This window comes from Streptosporangium sp. NPDC000239 (assembly GCF_040300765.1).
GTDB lineage: Bacteria > Actinomycetota > Actinomycetes > Streptosporangiales > Streptosporangiaceae > Streptosporangium.
The window spans coordinates 146,851-161,286 of sequence record NZ_JBEPEI010000018.1 but is presented as its reverse complement, the minus strand read 5'-3'; the positions used below and the strand labels follow the sequence as shown (position 1 = coordinate 161,286).

Below are 14,436 nucleotides of genomic sequence, written 5' to 3'. Positions count from 1 at the left end.
GGCCTGGGCACCACCCCGGGTGTGCTGGAATTTGCGGGTGACCCAGGACGTGACCGTGGCCGGCGACACACGGGTTGCCGCGCGGGGCACGCCGCGGGCGCTCGACGTCGCCGCGTTCGTCGCGCTCGGGCTCTCGGCCGGGCTGACGGTCCTGATCGGGCTGCTCGGCCCCTCCGTCATGGTCCCCGAACTGGCCGGGCCCGCCTGGCAGCCGCCGTACTCTCTGGGGGTGCGGCCTGAGGCCCACCTGGTGATCGGCCTGGCGGCGGCGGCGATCCTGCTCGGGGGCGCCGGTCTCGCGGGCGCACTGCGGGCCAGGTGGCGGCCTGATCCGCGCCTGCTGGCCGGGCTGGGCTGCGCCGTCGTCGCGTTGCTGGCCTTCCTGCCGCCCTCCGGGTCGGCCGACCACCTCAACTACGCCGCCTACGGCCGGTTGGCCACGCTCGGCCACAATCCCTACGAGACGGCTCCCTCGGCGCTGCCCGCCGATCCGGTGCTCGGCGCGGTCGAGGAGTGGACGGGCGTGACCAGCGTCTACGGGCCGGTGGCGACGGCCGTACAGGCGTTGGCGAGCCTGGTGGGGGGAGAGTCGGTCCGGCTGACCGTCTTCGTGATGGCGCTGGTCAACGCCATGGCCTTCGCGGGTACGGCGTCGCTGCTCGACCGTTTCACCCGGGACGACCCGGCCCTGCGGGCCAGGGCGGCGTTGCTGTGGGCGGCGAACCCGCTGATGATCTATCACCTGGGCGCCGGGACGCACGTGGACACCCTGGCCGTGGCCTGCATGGTCGCCGCCCTGATGGCCAGGGGGGCGGGCTCCGGGCTGCTGCTCGGGGTGGGGATCGGGGTGAAGCTGAACGCCGGGCTCGTCGCCCTCGGCCCCGCCTGGGAGTTGCGCCGCCGTCCCGGCAGGCTCGCCGTCGTCGCGGGCACCGCGACGGCGACCGTGCTGGCGATCTACGCGGTGGCGGGGCCGCACGTGCTCGACCAGGTCGGCGCGGCCAGCAGGAAGGTCTCCCTGGCCACGCCGTGGCAGCTGGTCAAGACGGGGCTCCAGGAGGCGTTCGGGCCCGGTGCCTACTCGGCCTGGACCCAGGCGGGCTCGCTGGCGCTGCTCGTCCTGCTGGCCTGGCTGCTCCTGCGGGCCGCGCCGGACCACTCGGCGCCCGGGGTCGCCGTCGCGATCGTGGTCGCCTGGCTGTTCGCCGCGACCTACGCGCTGCCGTGGTACGACGGGCTGGCCTTCGCCCTGCTGGCCATGGTCGCCTGGCCCGCCCTTGAGGGCTTCCTGGTGGCCAGGGTCGTCATCCTGTCGCTGGGATATCTGCCCGCGAGGGAGGCGTTGCGCCCGGAGGACATGCTCTGGCTGCGGACCGTCGTCAGGCAGCAGGTGGTGCCGTGGTCCCTGCTGGCTCTGACGGTCGCGCTGGCGTGGTGGGCGGCGCGGTCCGCAGCGCGCGCACGCAGGCGGTCAGCGTCAACGGCACCGCGACCGTGAGGGCCATCGCCGGGATCGCGATGCCCGAGTCGTTCATCAGGAACCCGACCAGCGCGCACGCCAGCGCGCCGATCAACCCGGCGCGCAGCGGTGGCGCCGCCGCGTAGGCGCGGGCCAGCGCCGAGGCGCCCCACCGGGAGGGGCGGTCGAGCACCAGGAACAGGAACGCCAGCGCGACCAGCGACAGCAGGGACAGCGACCAGTTGCCGACCGTCACCCCGATCATGGCCCCGAACTTGCGGCTGACGACCGTCCAGGCCTCGCCGTCCAGCACCTGCTGCACGAAGGTGCCCAGGTGGGTACGGCGTTCGGCGGGCTTGAGCCAGTCGACGACCGCGATGGCCCCGATCAACAGGGCGCCGGCCAGGCCCACCAGGACGAGCTTGAGCGGTGAGACCCGGCTTCCGACCAGCAGGATCAGGAAGACGGCCACCCCGATGAGGAAGGCGGGCACCCCGCCGAAGTCGGCGCCCCACGCGGGCCAGCCGTCGGCGAACACCGCCAGCGCGCCGTAGAGCAGGCAGAACGCGAACGCCGACGGGCGCCGTCCCCGGGAGATCAACCAGTGGGCGATGCCCGCCATGGCCAGGATCGTCCCGGCCGAGTAGACCGCGAAGGCGATGTTGCCGAAGCCGTAGAACCGCCCGCCGGTGACCGGTTCGTAGCCGGTGACCGCGTTCACCTGCAGGGACGATCCGGTCATCACGTCGCCGAGCAGGGTCAGTGAGGTGACCGAGGCGACCACGGTCAGCGGCCCCAGGACGCTCCTGCGCCACGGCCCGGTCAGGGCGACCCCGGCCAGGGCGCCCGCGATGCCGAGGATGGTCACGATGACCGACGCCATCGGGGCGGAGAACGTCCACCAGGGCATGAGCTGCGCCAGGAAGGTCGCGACCGGGATGGACCCGCCGACCGTCGCGACGACCCCGGTGGCGGCCAGCGCCCGCGAACCGCCCCAGCCCCGCCGTACGGCGAAGGCGGCCAGCAGGTAGAACAGCAGCTGGGCGCTGACGAAGACCGCGAAGAACGGCCCCTGCACCCGGCGTAGCACCTGGCTGGCCAGGTCGGCCTCCGCCAGGCTCCGCACGACCTCCCCGGCGGCTTCTCCCGTGGTCTGAGTGCCCTGCGTCGCGCTCGTCCAGGGGCGGCCGACGGCGCCGTCGGGCACGCCGAGGCCGAGCAGGGTGAGCGCGGTCGCGGTCAGGTCGGTGTTGGTGACCAGCCCCTCCTGCCTGGTCGAGGAGGCCCCCAGATAGCCGGGACCGTACGGCCCGCCGCCCGGCGAGGGGCCGTCGGCGATCGCGACGTGCAGGTGCGCCGAGACCGCGGCGTCCGACAGGCCGCCGAGCAGGACCGTGCCGCCCTGGGGAAGCCCGGTCAGCAGTGCGCCCACCCCTCGGTCGGCGGCCGCGACGGCCTCCCGCCTGGCCTGGTCGGACAGCGCGGAGGGAACCCCGTCGGCGTCCACCGGGCGGGCGAGCCACGCCGTGGTGAGGTCGGGGATCTCCACCACGACCAGCCGGTACGGCGTCAGGTCACCAAGCCCCGCGACGTCTGGCGCATATTTACCGATTTTTCCGGACTTGTTGGCGGCGGCCAGGGCGGCTCCCGGCCCGGCCGCCGCGACCTTTCCCCCGGCGTCGACGACCCGCTGCCCCAGCAGCCCCAGGATCGGCCGGTAGGAGGTCTCGGTGGCGTTGAACGTCACCAGCTCCTGCCAGCCGGGCACACTCGCCCCGCCGTCCTGGTCGGCCACCGGCTGGGCGGGCGGAGCGCAGGAGCCTCCCGGGGCACCCGCCCGCTGCCCCGCCGAGATCGTCAGCCAGCCCGCGACCGGGCAGGTGAGGCTCCGCGAGGGCGGCGGAACAGCCCTGGTCGACATCGAGGCCGAGGCGCCCCGCTCGACGAGACGCCACAGGTTCGGCGTCCGCGTCCGGTCGAGATCGCCCCACTGGAGGCCGGGCACCCCGACCACCACGACCCTGGCGGGCCCCGCCTCGGAGTGGGCGGCGGCCGTACCGGTGAACAGGAACCCGGCGAGTATCGGCAACGTCAACAGGACGGCCAGCGCGGCGCGGACGTGCCCAGCACCGGAACCCATACGTCTCCCTCGTTGTCCACACCCCGTCGGCGACCCTGTCCACGGTCCGCCACGCCCACGGTAGCCTGCCTGGTCGTGAGGAATGGCTCGTGAGGAATGGCTCGACCGTGACAGGGCGGGCGCCGTGGGCACGGCTGCTCGCACCGCTGCCCGCGCTGCTGGTCGTGCTGGTCGCGCTCGCCCCGCTGGTGCTTCCCTGGCTGGGCAACGTCGACGACCAGCGCCTGGTCGACCTGGACGTCTACCGTACCGGCGGCCGGGAGCTGCTTGAGGGACGTCCGGTCTACGACTTCATGACACCCGCGCCGCAGCTGCTGCCGTTCACCTATCCGCCGATCGCGGCGATGCTGGCCACGCCGCTGGCGATGATGTCCTGGCCGGTGGCGCAGTGGGTGTGGACCGGGCTGATCCTCCTGACGCTCGCCGTCACCGTCCGCTACGCCTTCCGCCCGGCCCTGGAACGCCCGGCCCTGGAACGGCCGGCTTTCGAACGGCAGGGCGGGTGGCGGCTGCCGCTGCTCCTGGCGCTGCTGACGGTCGCCTGCGCCTACCTGATGCCGATCAGGGACCAGTTCCGCTTCGGCCAGGTGGACATCCTGCTCGTCGCGCTCTGCCTGGCCGACTGTGTCGCCCCCAGGCCGCCGTGGCCGCGCGGCCTGTTGATCGGCCTGGCGACCGCGGTCAAGCTCACCCCGGGCGTCTTCCTGATCTATCTCCTGCTGACCGGCTTCGGCCCCGGTGCCAGGAAGGAGCAGCGTGACGCCTTCCTCATGGCCGTCTTCACCGCCACGCTGCTGACGGTGCTGCCGTTCCTGGTCATCCCGTCCGACGCCGCCGACTTCTGGTTCGGCGCGCTGCTCGACCCGGAACGGCTCGGCGCGAACGCCGCGACCACCAACCAGTCCGTGCGCGGCATGCTCATCCGGCTCTACCTGCCCGACCAGCTCACCTCCCTGCTCTGGCTCGCGCTGGTCGCGGTGATCGCCTGGTACGGCTTCCGCCACGCCCGCAGGGCCCTGCTCGACGGGCACCCGACGACGGCGGTCGCCCTGGTCGGCCTGATGGCCGTACTGCTTTCGCCGGTCGCCTGGATCCACCACCTGGCCTGGGTCGTCGTGGTCCTCGGCGCGCTGGCGGGCGACGGCCGCGACCCGGTGCGCGTCCGCGTCGCCGCCGGGGTCTGGCTGTACTACGTGCTGCCCGTTCCCTGGTGGGGGGTGACGATCAAGGCGGCGGAGATCCCGGTCCTCAGCCCCGTGGTCGGCAAGATCGTGCAGAACGGTTTCGGCCTCGGCGCGCTCGTCTTGGTCTGGCTGCTCGGGGTGTGGCTGCCCCGCCGCAGGGCGGCCCTCCCGGGCGATGCGGCCCGCCTGAAAGCCTGATTCCAGGCACGTTTCCCAGTGGGCGGCGGATAACCTGTGGTCATGCCCAGACTCGCCTACCTGGGACCGGAGGGCACCTTCACCGAAGAGGCCCTGCGGACCCTGGCTCCGGACGCCGAGCGACTGCCCTGCGCCAACGTCAGCGCCGCGCTCGACGCGGCCCGCCAGGGTGAGGCCGACGGTGCCGTCGTCCCCCTGGAGAACTCCATCGAAGGCGGCATCGCCACCACCCTGGACGAACTGGCCTGGGGCGAGCCGCTGCTCATCGTCGCCGAGCTGCTGCTGCCCGTCGAGTTCTCCCTCCTGGTACGGCCGGGCACCCGCATGCGTGACATCAAGCGGATCTTCACCCACCCGGCGGCGATCACCCAGTGCCGTGGCTTCACCGCCCGTGAGCTGCCCGAGGCCGTGGTGGTCGCCGCCCCCTCGACGGCCGCCGCCGCCCAGGAGGTCGCGCTGCCCGGCTCGCCGTACGACGCGGCCATCGCGGCGCGTATCGCGGGCGACAACTACGGCCTGGTCGAGCTGGTCGCCAACGTGGGTGACCGGTCCGACACGGTGACCAGGTTCATCCAGGTGACACGCCCCGGGGTGCTGCCCGCGCCGACCGGCGCGGACCGCACCTCCCTGGTGGCCTTCCTCTCCGACGACCACCCCGGCGCGCTGCTGGAGATGCTCACCGAGTTCTCCGTGCGGGGGGTCAACCTGAGCCGCATCGAGTCACGGCCGACCGGTGACGGCATCGGCCGTTACTTCTTCCACTTCGACCTCGAAGGCCACGTGACCGACGCCAGGGTCGGCGAGGCGGTCTCCGGGCTGCACCGGGTCAGCTCCGACGTGCGCTTCCTGGGCAGCTACCCCCGCGCGGACGGCCTGACGCCCCAGGTCAAGAGGGGCACCTCCGACTCCGACTTCACCGAGGCCGCCGACTGGCTGGCCCGCGTCAGGGCGGGACAGGTCTAAGACAGCCCTAAGACGGGCTTAATAGGCGCACAGGCCGTGGCATGACGTCGGTAGCCTTGTGCTGTGATTGACCTGCGTACCCTTCGTGAGGAACCCGACCGGCTACGGGCGTCGCAGCGTGCCCGCGGTGAGGACGACACCGTCGTCCAGACGCTGCTCGACCTGGACGAGCGCAGGCGCGGCGCGCTGAGTCGCTTCGAGTCGCTGCGCGCCGAGCAGAAGAGCATCGGCAAGTCGGTCTCCCGCGCCTCCGGCGAGGAGAAGGCCGCGCTGCTCGACCGGGCCAAGGAGCTCGCCACGCAGGTCAAGTCAGCGGAGAGCGAGGCGGAGAAACTCGCGGCCGAGCTCGACCAGCTGCTCCAGACGGTGCCCAACATCGTCGAGGAGGGCGCTCCCCACGGCGGCGAGGACGACTACGTGGTGCTTGAGGAGGTCGGCGACAAGCCGGTCTTCGACTTCGAGCCGCGTGACCACCTCGAACTGGGCGAACTGCTCGGCGCGATCGACATGGAGCGCGGAGCGAAGGTCTCGGGGTCGAGGTTCTTCTTCCTGAAGGGCGTCGGCGCCCGCCTGCAGCTCGGCCTGCTCAACATGGCCATGCAGCAGGCGATCGAGGCGGGATTCGTCCCGATGATCCCGCCGGTGCTGGTCAAGCCCGAGTCGATGCAGGGCACCGGCTTCCTCGGCGCCCACGCGAGTGAGGTCTACCACCTGCCCGAGGAGGACCTGTTCCTGGTCGGCACCAGCGAGGTGCCGATGGCGGCCTACCACGCCGACGAGATCCTCGACGGCGCCGAGCTGCCCTACCGCTACGCCGGGTGGTCGTCCTGCTTCCGCAGGGAGGCGGGCTCCTACGGCAAGGACACCAGGGGCATCATCCGCGTCCACCAGTTCGACAAGGTCGAGATGTTCTCCTACTGCCGTCCCGAGGAGGCCGCGGCGGAGCACCAGCGCCTGCTGGCCTGGGAGAAGGAGATGCTCGCCAAGATCGAGGTGCCCTACCGCATCATCGACACTGCGGCGGGCGACCTCGGGGCGAGCGCGGCGCGCAAGTTCGACTGCGAGGCGTGGGTGCCGAGCCAGGGCCGCTACCGCGAGCTCACCTCGACCTCCAACTGCACCGAGTTCCAGGCCCGTCGCCTGGCCGTACGGTTCCGTGACAAGGACGGCAAGCCCCAGCACGTGGCCACGCTGAACGGCACCCTGGCCACCACCCGGTGGATCGTCGCCATCCTGGAGAACCACCAGCGGGCCGACGGGTCGGTCGAGGTTCCCAAGGCGCTGCGTCCCTTCGTCGGACTCGACGTCCTCGAACCGGTCAAGTAGTCACCCGGACCGGAGTCGTCAGGAAGGCCTCTCGCTGTCTTTGTGGCGGGGGGCCTTCATTGATCCCTGGGTGGGGTCTTCCGTGGCCTCTGGAGGGCCTTCAGGGCTTCCCACGGCGCCTTGACGGACGGTGATGGGAAAGGCGGAAGGTCCGGAAAAGGAGAAAGGCGGAGTTCGCGTTAAGCGAACTCCGCCTTACCTCCTTACAGAGGTCTATGGTCAGACGGCGCGGACCTGCGAGGCCTGCGGACCCTTCTGGCCCTGCGTGATCTCGAACTCGACTCGCTGGCCGTCCTCAAGGCTGCGGTAGCCGCTGCCCTGGATCTCGGAGAAGTGCACGAACACGTCCGGTGCACCGCCGTCCGGTGCGATGAAGCCGAAGCCCTTTTCAGCGTTGAACCACTTGACGGTTCCCTGAGCCATTAAAGCTCTCCCTCAGGATTTGAAACTTTGGGATTCACACCTCATGAACCCCCTGTGTCGTACAGCGGGCCCCGGGGTGGTTCAGTCAAACTGGCTTTCACAACGGGATTCAGCTAATACAACGCCATCACATCTAACACTATCCGGCGCGCCCGTGTTCCCGCCACGAGGAAGATTCCTCGCGGGCGCATCCCGGCGGCGGCGCCCTTCGGAGGACGGTGCAGACTGGAGCCTGTTATGGGAAGTCCCAGGCTCGTCGCAACAGACCTAGACGGCACCGCTCTGCGCTCCGACGGCACCGTCTCAGCCCGCACCGCAGCGGCCTTCGCCCTCGTCGAGAGGGCCGGGGCCACACTGGTCCTCGTGACGGGGCGTCCGCCCAGGTGGATGCGCCCGATCGCCGCCGCCGTACGGCATCGCGGGCTGGCCATATGCGCCAACGGCGCGCTCGTCTACGACCTCCACGCCGAACAGATTGTGAAATCTCACCTTATCGACCCGGATGTCCTTCAAGAGGTGGTGAGCCGCCTGAGGGAGAAGGTTCCCGGGCTCACGTTCTCGGTGGAATACGAAGGCGGGTTCGCACGTGAATCCGGCTTCCTTCTCGACAGCCTGGACCGGGTGGCGGGACTGAACGGCGCGGAGACCGACACGCTCACCACCACGCCCTGCGCGAAACTCCTGGCACTGCACCAGGACATGAACCCGGACGCCCTCCAGGAGACCGTCTGCGAACTGGTCGGCCACCTGGTCACCCCGACCCATTCCAGTGGCCGCGCCATGATCGAGATGAGCGCCCACGGTGTGACGAAGGCCTCCGCCCTGGCCGCCCTCGCCGAGGGACGCGCCATCACCGCCGCCGAGGTCGTCGCCTTCGGGGACATGCCGAACGACCTGCCGATGCTGCGCTGGGCGGGCAGGTCGTACGCCGTGGCGAACGCCCACACGGAGGTGCTGGCCGCGGTCGATCACGTGACCGCGGCCAACGACGACGACGGAGTGGCCGAAATCCTTGAGAACCTCTACGGGGGGACCTACAGGTAGGGGCCGGAGCTGCTCTGCTGGTGGTTGTCCTGCTGCCCCATGGAGACCCCGCCGGGCAGTGCCCTGCGCATGTTCTCCAGCTGGGCGCGGGCCGCCATCTGCTGGGCGAAGAGCGTGGTCTGGATGCCGTGGAACAGGCCTTCGAGCCAGCCGACCAGCTGCGCGTGCGCCACCCGCAGCTCGGCCTCGCTCGGCGGGGTGCCGTTGCCGTCGTCGGTGAAGGGAAGCGACAGCCGTTCGAGCTCGTCGACCAGTTCGGGCGCCAGACCGTCCTCAAGCTCCTTGATGGAGCTCTGGTGGATCTCCTTGAGCCGCTTACGGCTGGCCTCGTCGAGCGGAGCCGCCCTGACCTCTTCGAGGAGCTGCCGGATCATGCTGCCGATGCGCATCACCTTCGCGGGCTGCTCGACCAGATCGGCGACAGAGCGACCTTCGCCTTCCTCCTCGGTCTGGAGCCCCTGCGGGCCCACGACCACTACATGGGGAGTGCTCTCCTCAGCGTTCATAGCTCTCAACCTACTAGCAGGATTTTCCCGACGTGTTCTCCGGATTCGAGGAGCCGGTGAGCCTCGGCGGCCTCGCTCATCGGCACGCGGGAGTGGACGACCGGACGGACGACCCCCGCGTCAACCAGGGGCCAGACGTTTTCCACGACGCCACGCACGATGATGCCCTTCTCGTCGACGGGCCGTGCGCGTAGCGTGGTGCCGTGCACCGCGGCTCGCTTGGTGAGAAGCGCCCCCAGGTCAAGCTCCCCTCTGGAGCCCCCCTGCATCCCTATCACAACCAGCCTGCCGCCGGTCTTCAGTGCCCTGACGTTCTTGGCGAGATACGGCCCGCCGACGATGTCGAGGATGACGTCCGCCTGGACCTTCTCCGAGAAGTCGCCCTCGTGGTAGTCGATCCCCTCGTCGGCGCCGAGTTCGAGGCAGCGGGCGATCTTCTCCGCCGACCCCGCGGTGACCACGACCCGCGACCCGAACGCCTTGGCGAGCTGTACGGCCAGCGTGCCGATCCCGCTGGCGCCGCCGTGGACGAGAAGCGTCTCGCCCCTGCGCAGCCGCGCGGTCATGAACACGTTCGACCACACCGTGCACGCGACCTCGGGAAGCGCCGCGGCCTCGACCAGGTCGACCCCCTCGGGCACCCGCATCACCTGCTGCCACGGCACCGCCACCCGCTCGGCGTAACCGCCCCCGCTCAGCAGGGCGCACACCCGGTCACCGGGCCTGAACCCCTCGACGTTGGACCCGACCTCGGCGACCACCCCGGAACACTCCAGCCCGGGGTACGGCGAGGCTCCGGGAGGCGGGGAGTACTGTCCTTTTCGCTGGAGGATGTCGGCCCGGTTGACCGCGGAGGCGGCCACGTCGACCAGGACGTCGTCCGGGCCGAGCCGGGGATCGGGGACCTCCCGCCACACAAGCTCCTCGGGCCCACCAGGTTTGTCGATCACGATGGCGTGCATAGTTCCAACGCTATCCGCTGGGGATCAACTTGGTGGTTGCCCGCATTGACAAGAACACAGGGCGTTAACCTGCTATGTGTTTGCTGCCCTCTTTACACCCATCCCGAGGGGGAACACGGTGGCAAGGCACGATCGTGAGGAATCTCTCGAGGAACAGCTTGCCTGGCTCGACGCTATCAAGGAACAGGAGGAGGCGCCCCCCGTCACGGTGAAGAGCGGCGTGGTGGACGACACCGTCATCTCGCCCTACCCCAAAGACCCCTGGAGCGCGGTTCTCGCCGAGCCGGACACGGCGTCCTCGTCGCTGTTCCGTATGGTCGCCGACCCCTCGAACCACCTGGTGAACAGCCTCTCCGCGACCGCCGCGCCCGCCCCCGTCGAGGACGCGGACGCGGCCGAGTGGATGGAGGCGGGCGCCTTCAGCGTGCCCCCGCCCTCGCCGTCCCCGAACCGCGACGACGAGGCCTTCCTCGCGCCCCTGAAACCGCTGCCCCGCCAGGACGCGTCCGACGGCCCAGAGGCCGTCCAGGAGGCGCCCTCCGACGGCCCGGGTTTCCTCGCGGCCCCCGCGGATCACGAGCCGGTCGCCGCCGACCTCTCCGTCGACCTCTCCGCCGATCAGGGTGATCACCTGCCGCCGGCGGAAGCCGATGACCCGCAGGCCGGCCCAGAAGAACTCGAAGGTTCTTCACCCGACCAGGCCTCCTTCGGGTCCACCGAGCCGTCGGAGGACGCGTTCGAGCAGGGCTTCCCGCCGGTCGGTCCCGGTCCGCTGGACGACTCGGAACCCGGGGGACTCCAGCCCTTCACGCCCTCGGCCGGCAGGCAGGACGCCTTTTCCCTCTCAGTCCCCCTCTCAGGGGACCTCTCCTCCTCGGAGGGCGTCAACCGCGAGCCGCTCCCTGTCGCGGAGCCGCCACACGCGAGCGAGGAGCGGGCCGTACCCGACTCCGCCGACGAGGCGCCCGAGGACGACAGGTCACCTCAGGCCACGGTGAGCGACGCGCTGCGGCAGGCGGCCGGGGGAGGCGCGCTGGGGCAGTCCCACCAGAGCAGTGCCTTCGCCCGTGACTGGGGCAGGGCGTTCAGCTCTGACGCCGCCTCCGCCGAGACGCCTCCCCAGGGGTCCTCCTCCTTCCTTGAGGAGCCACCGGCTCGGGAGGGGGCGCCGTTCCGGGACGTGTCGTTCTCCCGGGAGGCGCTGTTCGCCCAGGGGGAGCCCACCCTCAAGGACCTGCCCTTCCCCCAATCCGCGGCTTCCTCTCAACCTGCGGCTCCTCAGCCCGCGGCTCCGGAGCCTCCGGTCGTGCAGGAGGTCCCGTCCCGGGAGACGTCGGCCAGGGAAACGGTGACGCCTCGGGGGGTTTCGGCCGTCCCCGAACGTGATCTCGGCGCGCCTGGAAAGGACGCTGCCGAACCGGTGCGGGAGCCGTACCAGGCGAAACGCCGTCACTCGGCGCCGCCGCCGGCTTTCAGCGTGCCGTCCAGGCAGACGTCCGGATCGAGGCCGTCGGCCGACAGCCTCGACCCTGACTCGCTGCTCAGAGGACGCCGTAACGCGCCCTCCGGGGGCTGGCGCAGGCTGATCTACACGGCGTCGGCCGGGCTGATCAAACCCGGGGAGTCGCCCGAGGTCCGTCGTCGTCGCGAACTCGCCACCCGTGCCCGTACCCCCGTGGCCACCGGCCATCACCGCGTCGCCGTACTGAGCCTGAAGGGCGGTGTCGGCAAGACCACGACCACGGTCGGCCTCGGCGCCACCCTCGCCCAGTCACGCGGCGACAGGGTCATCGCGGTCGACGCCAACCCCGACCGTGGGACCCTGTCGGACAAGGTGAAGCTTGAGACCGCCGCCACCGTCCGTGACCTGCTCAACGAACGGAAGCAGATCAAGCGCTACGTGGACGTCAGGGCCTTCACCTCGCAGGCGCCGTCCCGGCTGGAGATCCTCGCCTCCGACCGTGACCCGTCGGTGTCCGAGGCGTTCAGCGCCTCCGACTACCAGGCGGTGGCGCAGGTCCTGGAGAACTTCTACTCGATCTGCATCACCGACTGCGGTACGGGCCTGCTCCACTCGGCCATGTCCGGTGTCCTCGGCCTGGCCGACCAGCTCGTCCTGGTGAGCTCCCCGTCGGTGGACGGCGCCCGCGCCGCCTCGGCGACCCTCGACTGGCTTGAGGCCCACCACTACGAGGAACTGGTCCGGTCGGCCACGGTCGTGCTGTGCAGCGTCCGCCCCAGGTCGAAGTCGACCGTGGACCTCGACCGCCTTGAGGCTCACTTCGCGGCCCGTTGCCGGGCGGTGATCCGTGTCCCCTACGACCCCCACCTGGAGGAGGGGGCCGAGATCGAACTGGACAGGCTCCAACCCGCAACCCGCGACGCCTACCTCCGCCTGGCGGCCTCGGTGGGAGACGGCTTCGCCATTCCTCAACAGGCCTGACGCGGTTTTGCCCAGACCCGGCTTCCTCAGCCGGGCCTGGACTTCTCGCTGTGGTTTCACCGTGGTCTTTCGGCGGGCGGTTCCAGTCGGGGCGCCGGTCGTGGGCACGCCCGGACCAGTGAGAGACTAAAGTGCAATCTGACGCGTTCTGACGCGCGTCACCCAGGAGAGCTCGCCTAGTGGACGATGGCGGCGGTCTTGAAAACCGCTAGGGCTGGTGACAGTCCTCGTGGGTTCGAATCCCACGCTCTCCGCTTTGCTTGAGAAACGGCGCCTGACCAGGTCTTGTGGCTTGGTGGGGCGCCGTTGGTCGTTTCGGGGGTGCGCAGCCGTACGCCGTGGTGAGCGGCCCTCGGCCGGTGCTCGCGGAATATATGCGGAATGATGTTGGTCACGTTTCCCCAGGTCAGACCTGCAAAGCCCTAGTGAGACATTCCAGACGGGGAGACGCTACTTACCTCATCCCTGTGTGCGTGGGAGCAGCGTGTCTGACCGGTCAGGTTCTGTTCCGTAGATCCACAAAACCTAGCTGCCGTTGTCGTCGGGAACGCCGCCGATGATCTGGTTTAGCAGCCCGATCGTGCCAGCGGTAGCGGCACCGGCGCCCAGGATCGCTCCAGGGGCCGAGCGAGTGGCCCAGTAGGTGAGAGTTCCAGCGACCGCGCCGACGACTAGGGGCAGGCCAAGGATCAGGGCGGCCCGAACGGTCAAGGCGGCGGCGCGGCGCGCCGCCGCACGGCCCCGCTTCGCGGGGACCGTCCGGGCATGCGGCCTGGGGGCCGGTCCCGGCAGGTCCCGCACACGGGGCCGCACCAGCGCATCACGATCACGCCGCACCAACCCAAACCCGCCGCACCGAGGCCACTCCGCCGTACAGCTCTTACCCTCACGATCGCCTCATCATGGCCGGTCACCATCGATGGTTGGGGGCGATCGCCGGTCCGGGGCTTCGTTCCTCAGCCCCGGCCCATCGAACTCCGGTGACGGCCGGGTCTCATCTTCTTGTGATCCCTCGCAGGAGCAATGAGGACAGCCCACCGCGGCCCCGATCGCCGAGGATTGGTTCCTCGAGTTGATGGCCCCCGGAGAGCCCAAGCCGCGCACGCGGCGCTGGTACGCAAAGCGGCGCTCCACAGGAGAAGGCCTGGCGGGGCGGGAGTGAGACGGCTGGGTCAGGGGCGTGGGGCAGGCTTCCAGACCTGCGCCCCCTTCTTCTGGTTGCAGGGTACGCAGGCGGTGACGAGGTTCGACATCCCAGTAGCGCCGCCCTTGGCGACAGGGATGACGTGATCGATTTGGAACGGCCCGACGTCGTTACCGCAGTACCGGCAGGCGTGCCCATCACGGGCAAGGATCTTGGCGCGCATCTCCGACGGGATGTCGAGACGCTCGGGAGCGACGCGCCGCAGGGCGGCCGGGCTCGTGTAGGCCGGGCGCACCTCGATGGTGCCGTCCGCGCGGGTGATGGTCACTTCGCTGGCCCGGGGGAAGACCGCACGGTTGCGCTTGGCCGTCCGCTCCTTCTTCTGCTGGATCAACCGCTCTTGGCGGGCCTTATCGGCGGCTTCGCGTTCGCGCCGCTCAGCCTCGGCGTGCTCGCGCATCCGCCGCCGGTGGCGTTCCCTAGCGGTCTTCAGCTCGCGCTTGCGCTTGGCGAGGTCGACATGGAGGACTTTAGCGCAGCCGCCACAGAGTCCAAGAGGTTCGCTCAGGGAGGTGCCGCATCGGTTGCACCAAGTGGGCCAGGGCTTGGGCGGGCGTGACAGAATGGTCGGCTTGGCCATGGGG

Annotated in this window: 11 protein-coding genes and 1 tRNA gene; 7 read left to right on the top strand and 5 right to left on the bottom strand. The window is 70.4% G+C overall.

Translation table 11 applies throughout. The annotated features are described in order from the left end of the window. Nucleotides 1-37: 37 nt before the first annotated feature. Nucleotides 38-1,498 carry an MptA/MptB family glycosyltransferase gene (locus tag ABT340_RS33555; RefSeq protein ID WP_352014901.1) on the top strand — a complete coding sequence of 487 codons (1,461 nt, stop codon included), beginning with the start codon at nt 38-40 and terminating at the stop codon, nt 1,496-1,498. Here ABT340_RS33555 and ABT340_RS33550 read toward each other — a convergent pair. Next, the gene (locus ABT340_RS33550; protein WP_352014900.1) at nt 1,380-3,599 is read right to left on the bottom strand and encodes a hypothetical protein; all 2,220 of its coding nucleotides are present in this window, start codon (nt 3,597-3,599) and stop codon (nt 1,380-1,382) included. The two genes, ABT340_RS33555 and ABT340_RS33550, sit on opposite strands and share 119 nt — an antisense overlap. A gap of 89 nt (nt 3,600-3,688) precedes the next feature. On the opposite strand from ABT340_RS33550, the gene ABT340_RS33545 reads away from it, so the two are divergent. From ABT340_RS33545 to serS, 3 genes are all read left to right on the top strand, one after another. Beyond that, nucleotides 3,689-4,981 carry a glycosyltransferase 87 family protein gene (locus ABT340_RS33545; RefSeq protein ID WP_352014899.1) on the top strand — a complete coding sequence of 431 codons (1,293 nt, stop codon included), beginning with the start codon at nt 3,689-3,691 and terminating at the stop codon, nt 4,979-4,981. Between the two features lie 42 nt (nt 4,982-5,023). Further along, nucleotides 5,024-5,944 (top strand): prephenate dehydratase, encoded by a 921-nt coding sequence (pheA, locus tag ABT340_RS33540; protein WP_352014898.1) that lies wholly within the window; start codon nt 5,024-5,026, stop codon nt 5,942-5,944. 63 nt (nt 5,945-6,007) lie between these two features. Beyond that, nucleotides 6,008-7,270: a serine--tRNA ligase gene (gene serS / locus ABT340_RS33535; RefSeq protein ID WP_352014897.1), complete on the top strand. Its 1,263-nt coding sequence runs from the start codon at nt 6,008-6,010 to the stop codon at nt 7,268-7,270. Between the two features lie 219 nt (nt 7,271-7,489). On the opposite strand, the gene ABT340_RS33530 is transcribed toward serS, so the two are convergent. After that, complete coding sequence (locus tag ABT340_RS33530) at nt 7,490-7,693, bottom strand: cold-shock protein (protein WP_179821289.1); 204 nt, start codon at nt 7,691-7,693, stop codon at nt 7,490-7,492. 237 nt (nt 7,694-7,930) lie between these two features. Here ABT340_RS33530 and ABT340_RS33525 point away from each other — a divergent pair, with 237 nt between their 5' ends. After that, nucleotides 7,931-8,737: an HAD family hydrolase gene (locus ABT340_RS33525; protein ID WP_352014896.1), complete on the top strand. Its 807-nt coding sequence runs from the start codon at nt 7,931-7,933 to the stop codon at nt 8,735-8,737. Here the strand turns inward: ABT340_RS33525 and ABT340_RS33520 are convergent. Further along, nucleotides 8,728-9,243 (bottom strand): bacterial proteasome activator family protein, encoded by a 516-nt coding sequence (locus tag ABT340_RS33520; protein ID WP_352014895.1) that lies wholly within the window; start codon nt 9,241-9,243, stop codon nt 8,728-8,730. The two genes, ABT340_RS33525 and ABT340_RS33520, sit on opposite strands and share 10 nt — an antisense overlap. Before the next feature lie 5 nt (nt 9,244-9,248). Further along, the gene (locus ABT340_RS33515; RefSeq protein ID WP_352014894.1) at nt 9,249-10,205 is read right to left on the bottom strand and encodes an NAD(P)H-quinone oxidoreductase; all 957 of its coding nucleotides are present in this window, start codon (nt 10,203-10,205) and stop codon (nt 9,249-9,251) included. 118 nt (nt 10,206-10,323) lie between these two features. Here ABT340_RS33515 and ABT340_RS33510 point away from each other — a divergent pair, with 118 nt between their 5' ends. Together ABT340_RS33510 and ABT340_RS33505 are read left to right on the top strand one after the other, a co-directional pair. Continuing rightward, complete coding sequence (locus tag ABT340_RS33510; RefSeq protein WP_352014893.1) at nt 10,324-12,648, top strand: nucleotide-binding protein; 2,325 nt, start codon at nt 10,324-10,326, stop codon at nt 12,646-12,648. Nucleotides 12,649-12,813: 165 nt separating this feature from the next. Further along, nucleotides 12,814-12,902: transfer RNA gene (locus tag ABT340_RS33505), tRNA-Ser, on the top strand. A gap of 918 nt (nt 12,903-13,820) precedes the next feature. On the opposite strand, the gene ABT340_RS33500 is transcribed toward ABT340_RS33505, so the two are convergent. Next, a complete protein-coding gene (locus ABT340_RS33500) occupies nt 13,821-14,432 on the bottom strand; it encodes an HNH endonuclease (protein WP_352014892.1) in 612 nt (203 codons plus the stop codon). Between the last annotated feature and the right edge of the window lie 4 nt (nt 14,433-14,436).

Coding starts and splice junctions, on each gene's coding strand:
- ABT340_RS33550 (WP_352014900.1), bottom strand. CDS start 3,599: ATGGGTTCCGGTGCTGGGCACGTCCGCGCCGCGCTGGCCGTCCTGTTG.
- pheA (WP_352014898.1), top strand. CDS start 5,024: ATGCCCAGACTCGCCTACCTGGGACCGGAGGGCACCTTCACCGAAGAG.
- ABT340_RS33530 (WP_179821289.1), bottom strand. CDS start 7,693: ATGGCTCAGGGAACCGTCAAGTGGTTCAACGCTGAAAAGGGCTTCGGC.
- ABT340_RS33525 (WP_352014896.1), top strand. CDS start 7,931: ATGGGAAGTCCCAGGCTCGTCGCAACAGACCTAGACGGCACCGCTCTG.
- ABT340_RS33520 (WP_352014895.1), bottom strand. CDS start 9,243: ATGAACGCTGAGGAGAGCACTCCCCATGTAGTGGTCGTGGGCCCGCAG.
- ABT340_RS33515 (WP_352014894.1), bottom strand. CDS start 10,205: ATGCACGCCATCGTGATCGACAAACCTGGTGGGCCCGAGGAGCTTGTG.
- ABT340_RS33500 (WP_352014892.1), bottom strand. CDS start 14,432: ATGGCCAAGCCGACCATTCTGTCACGCCCGCCCAAGCCCTGGCCCACT.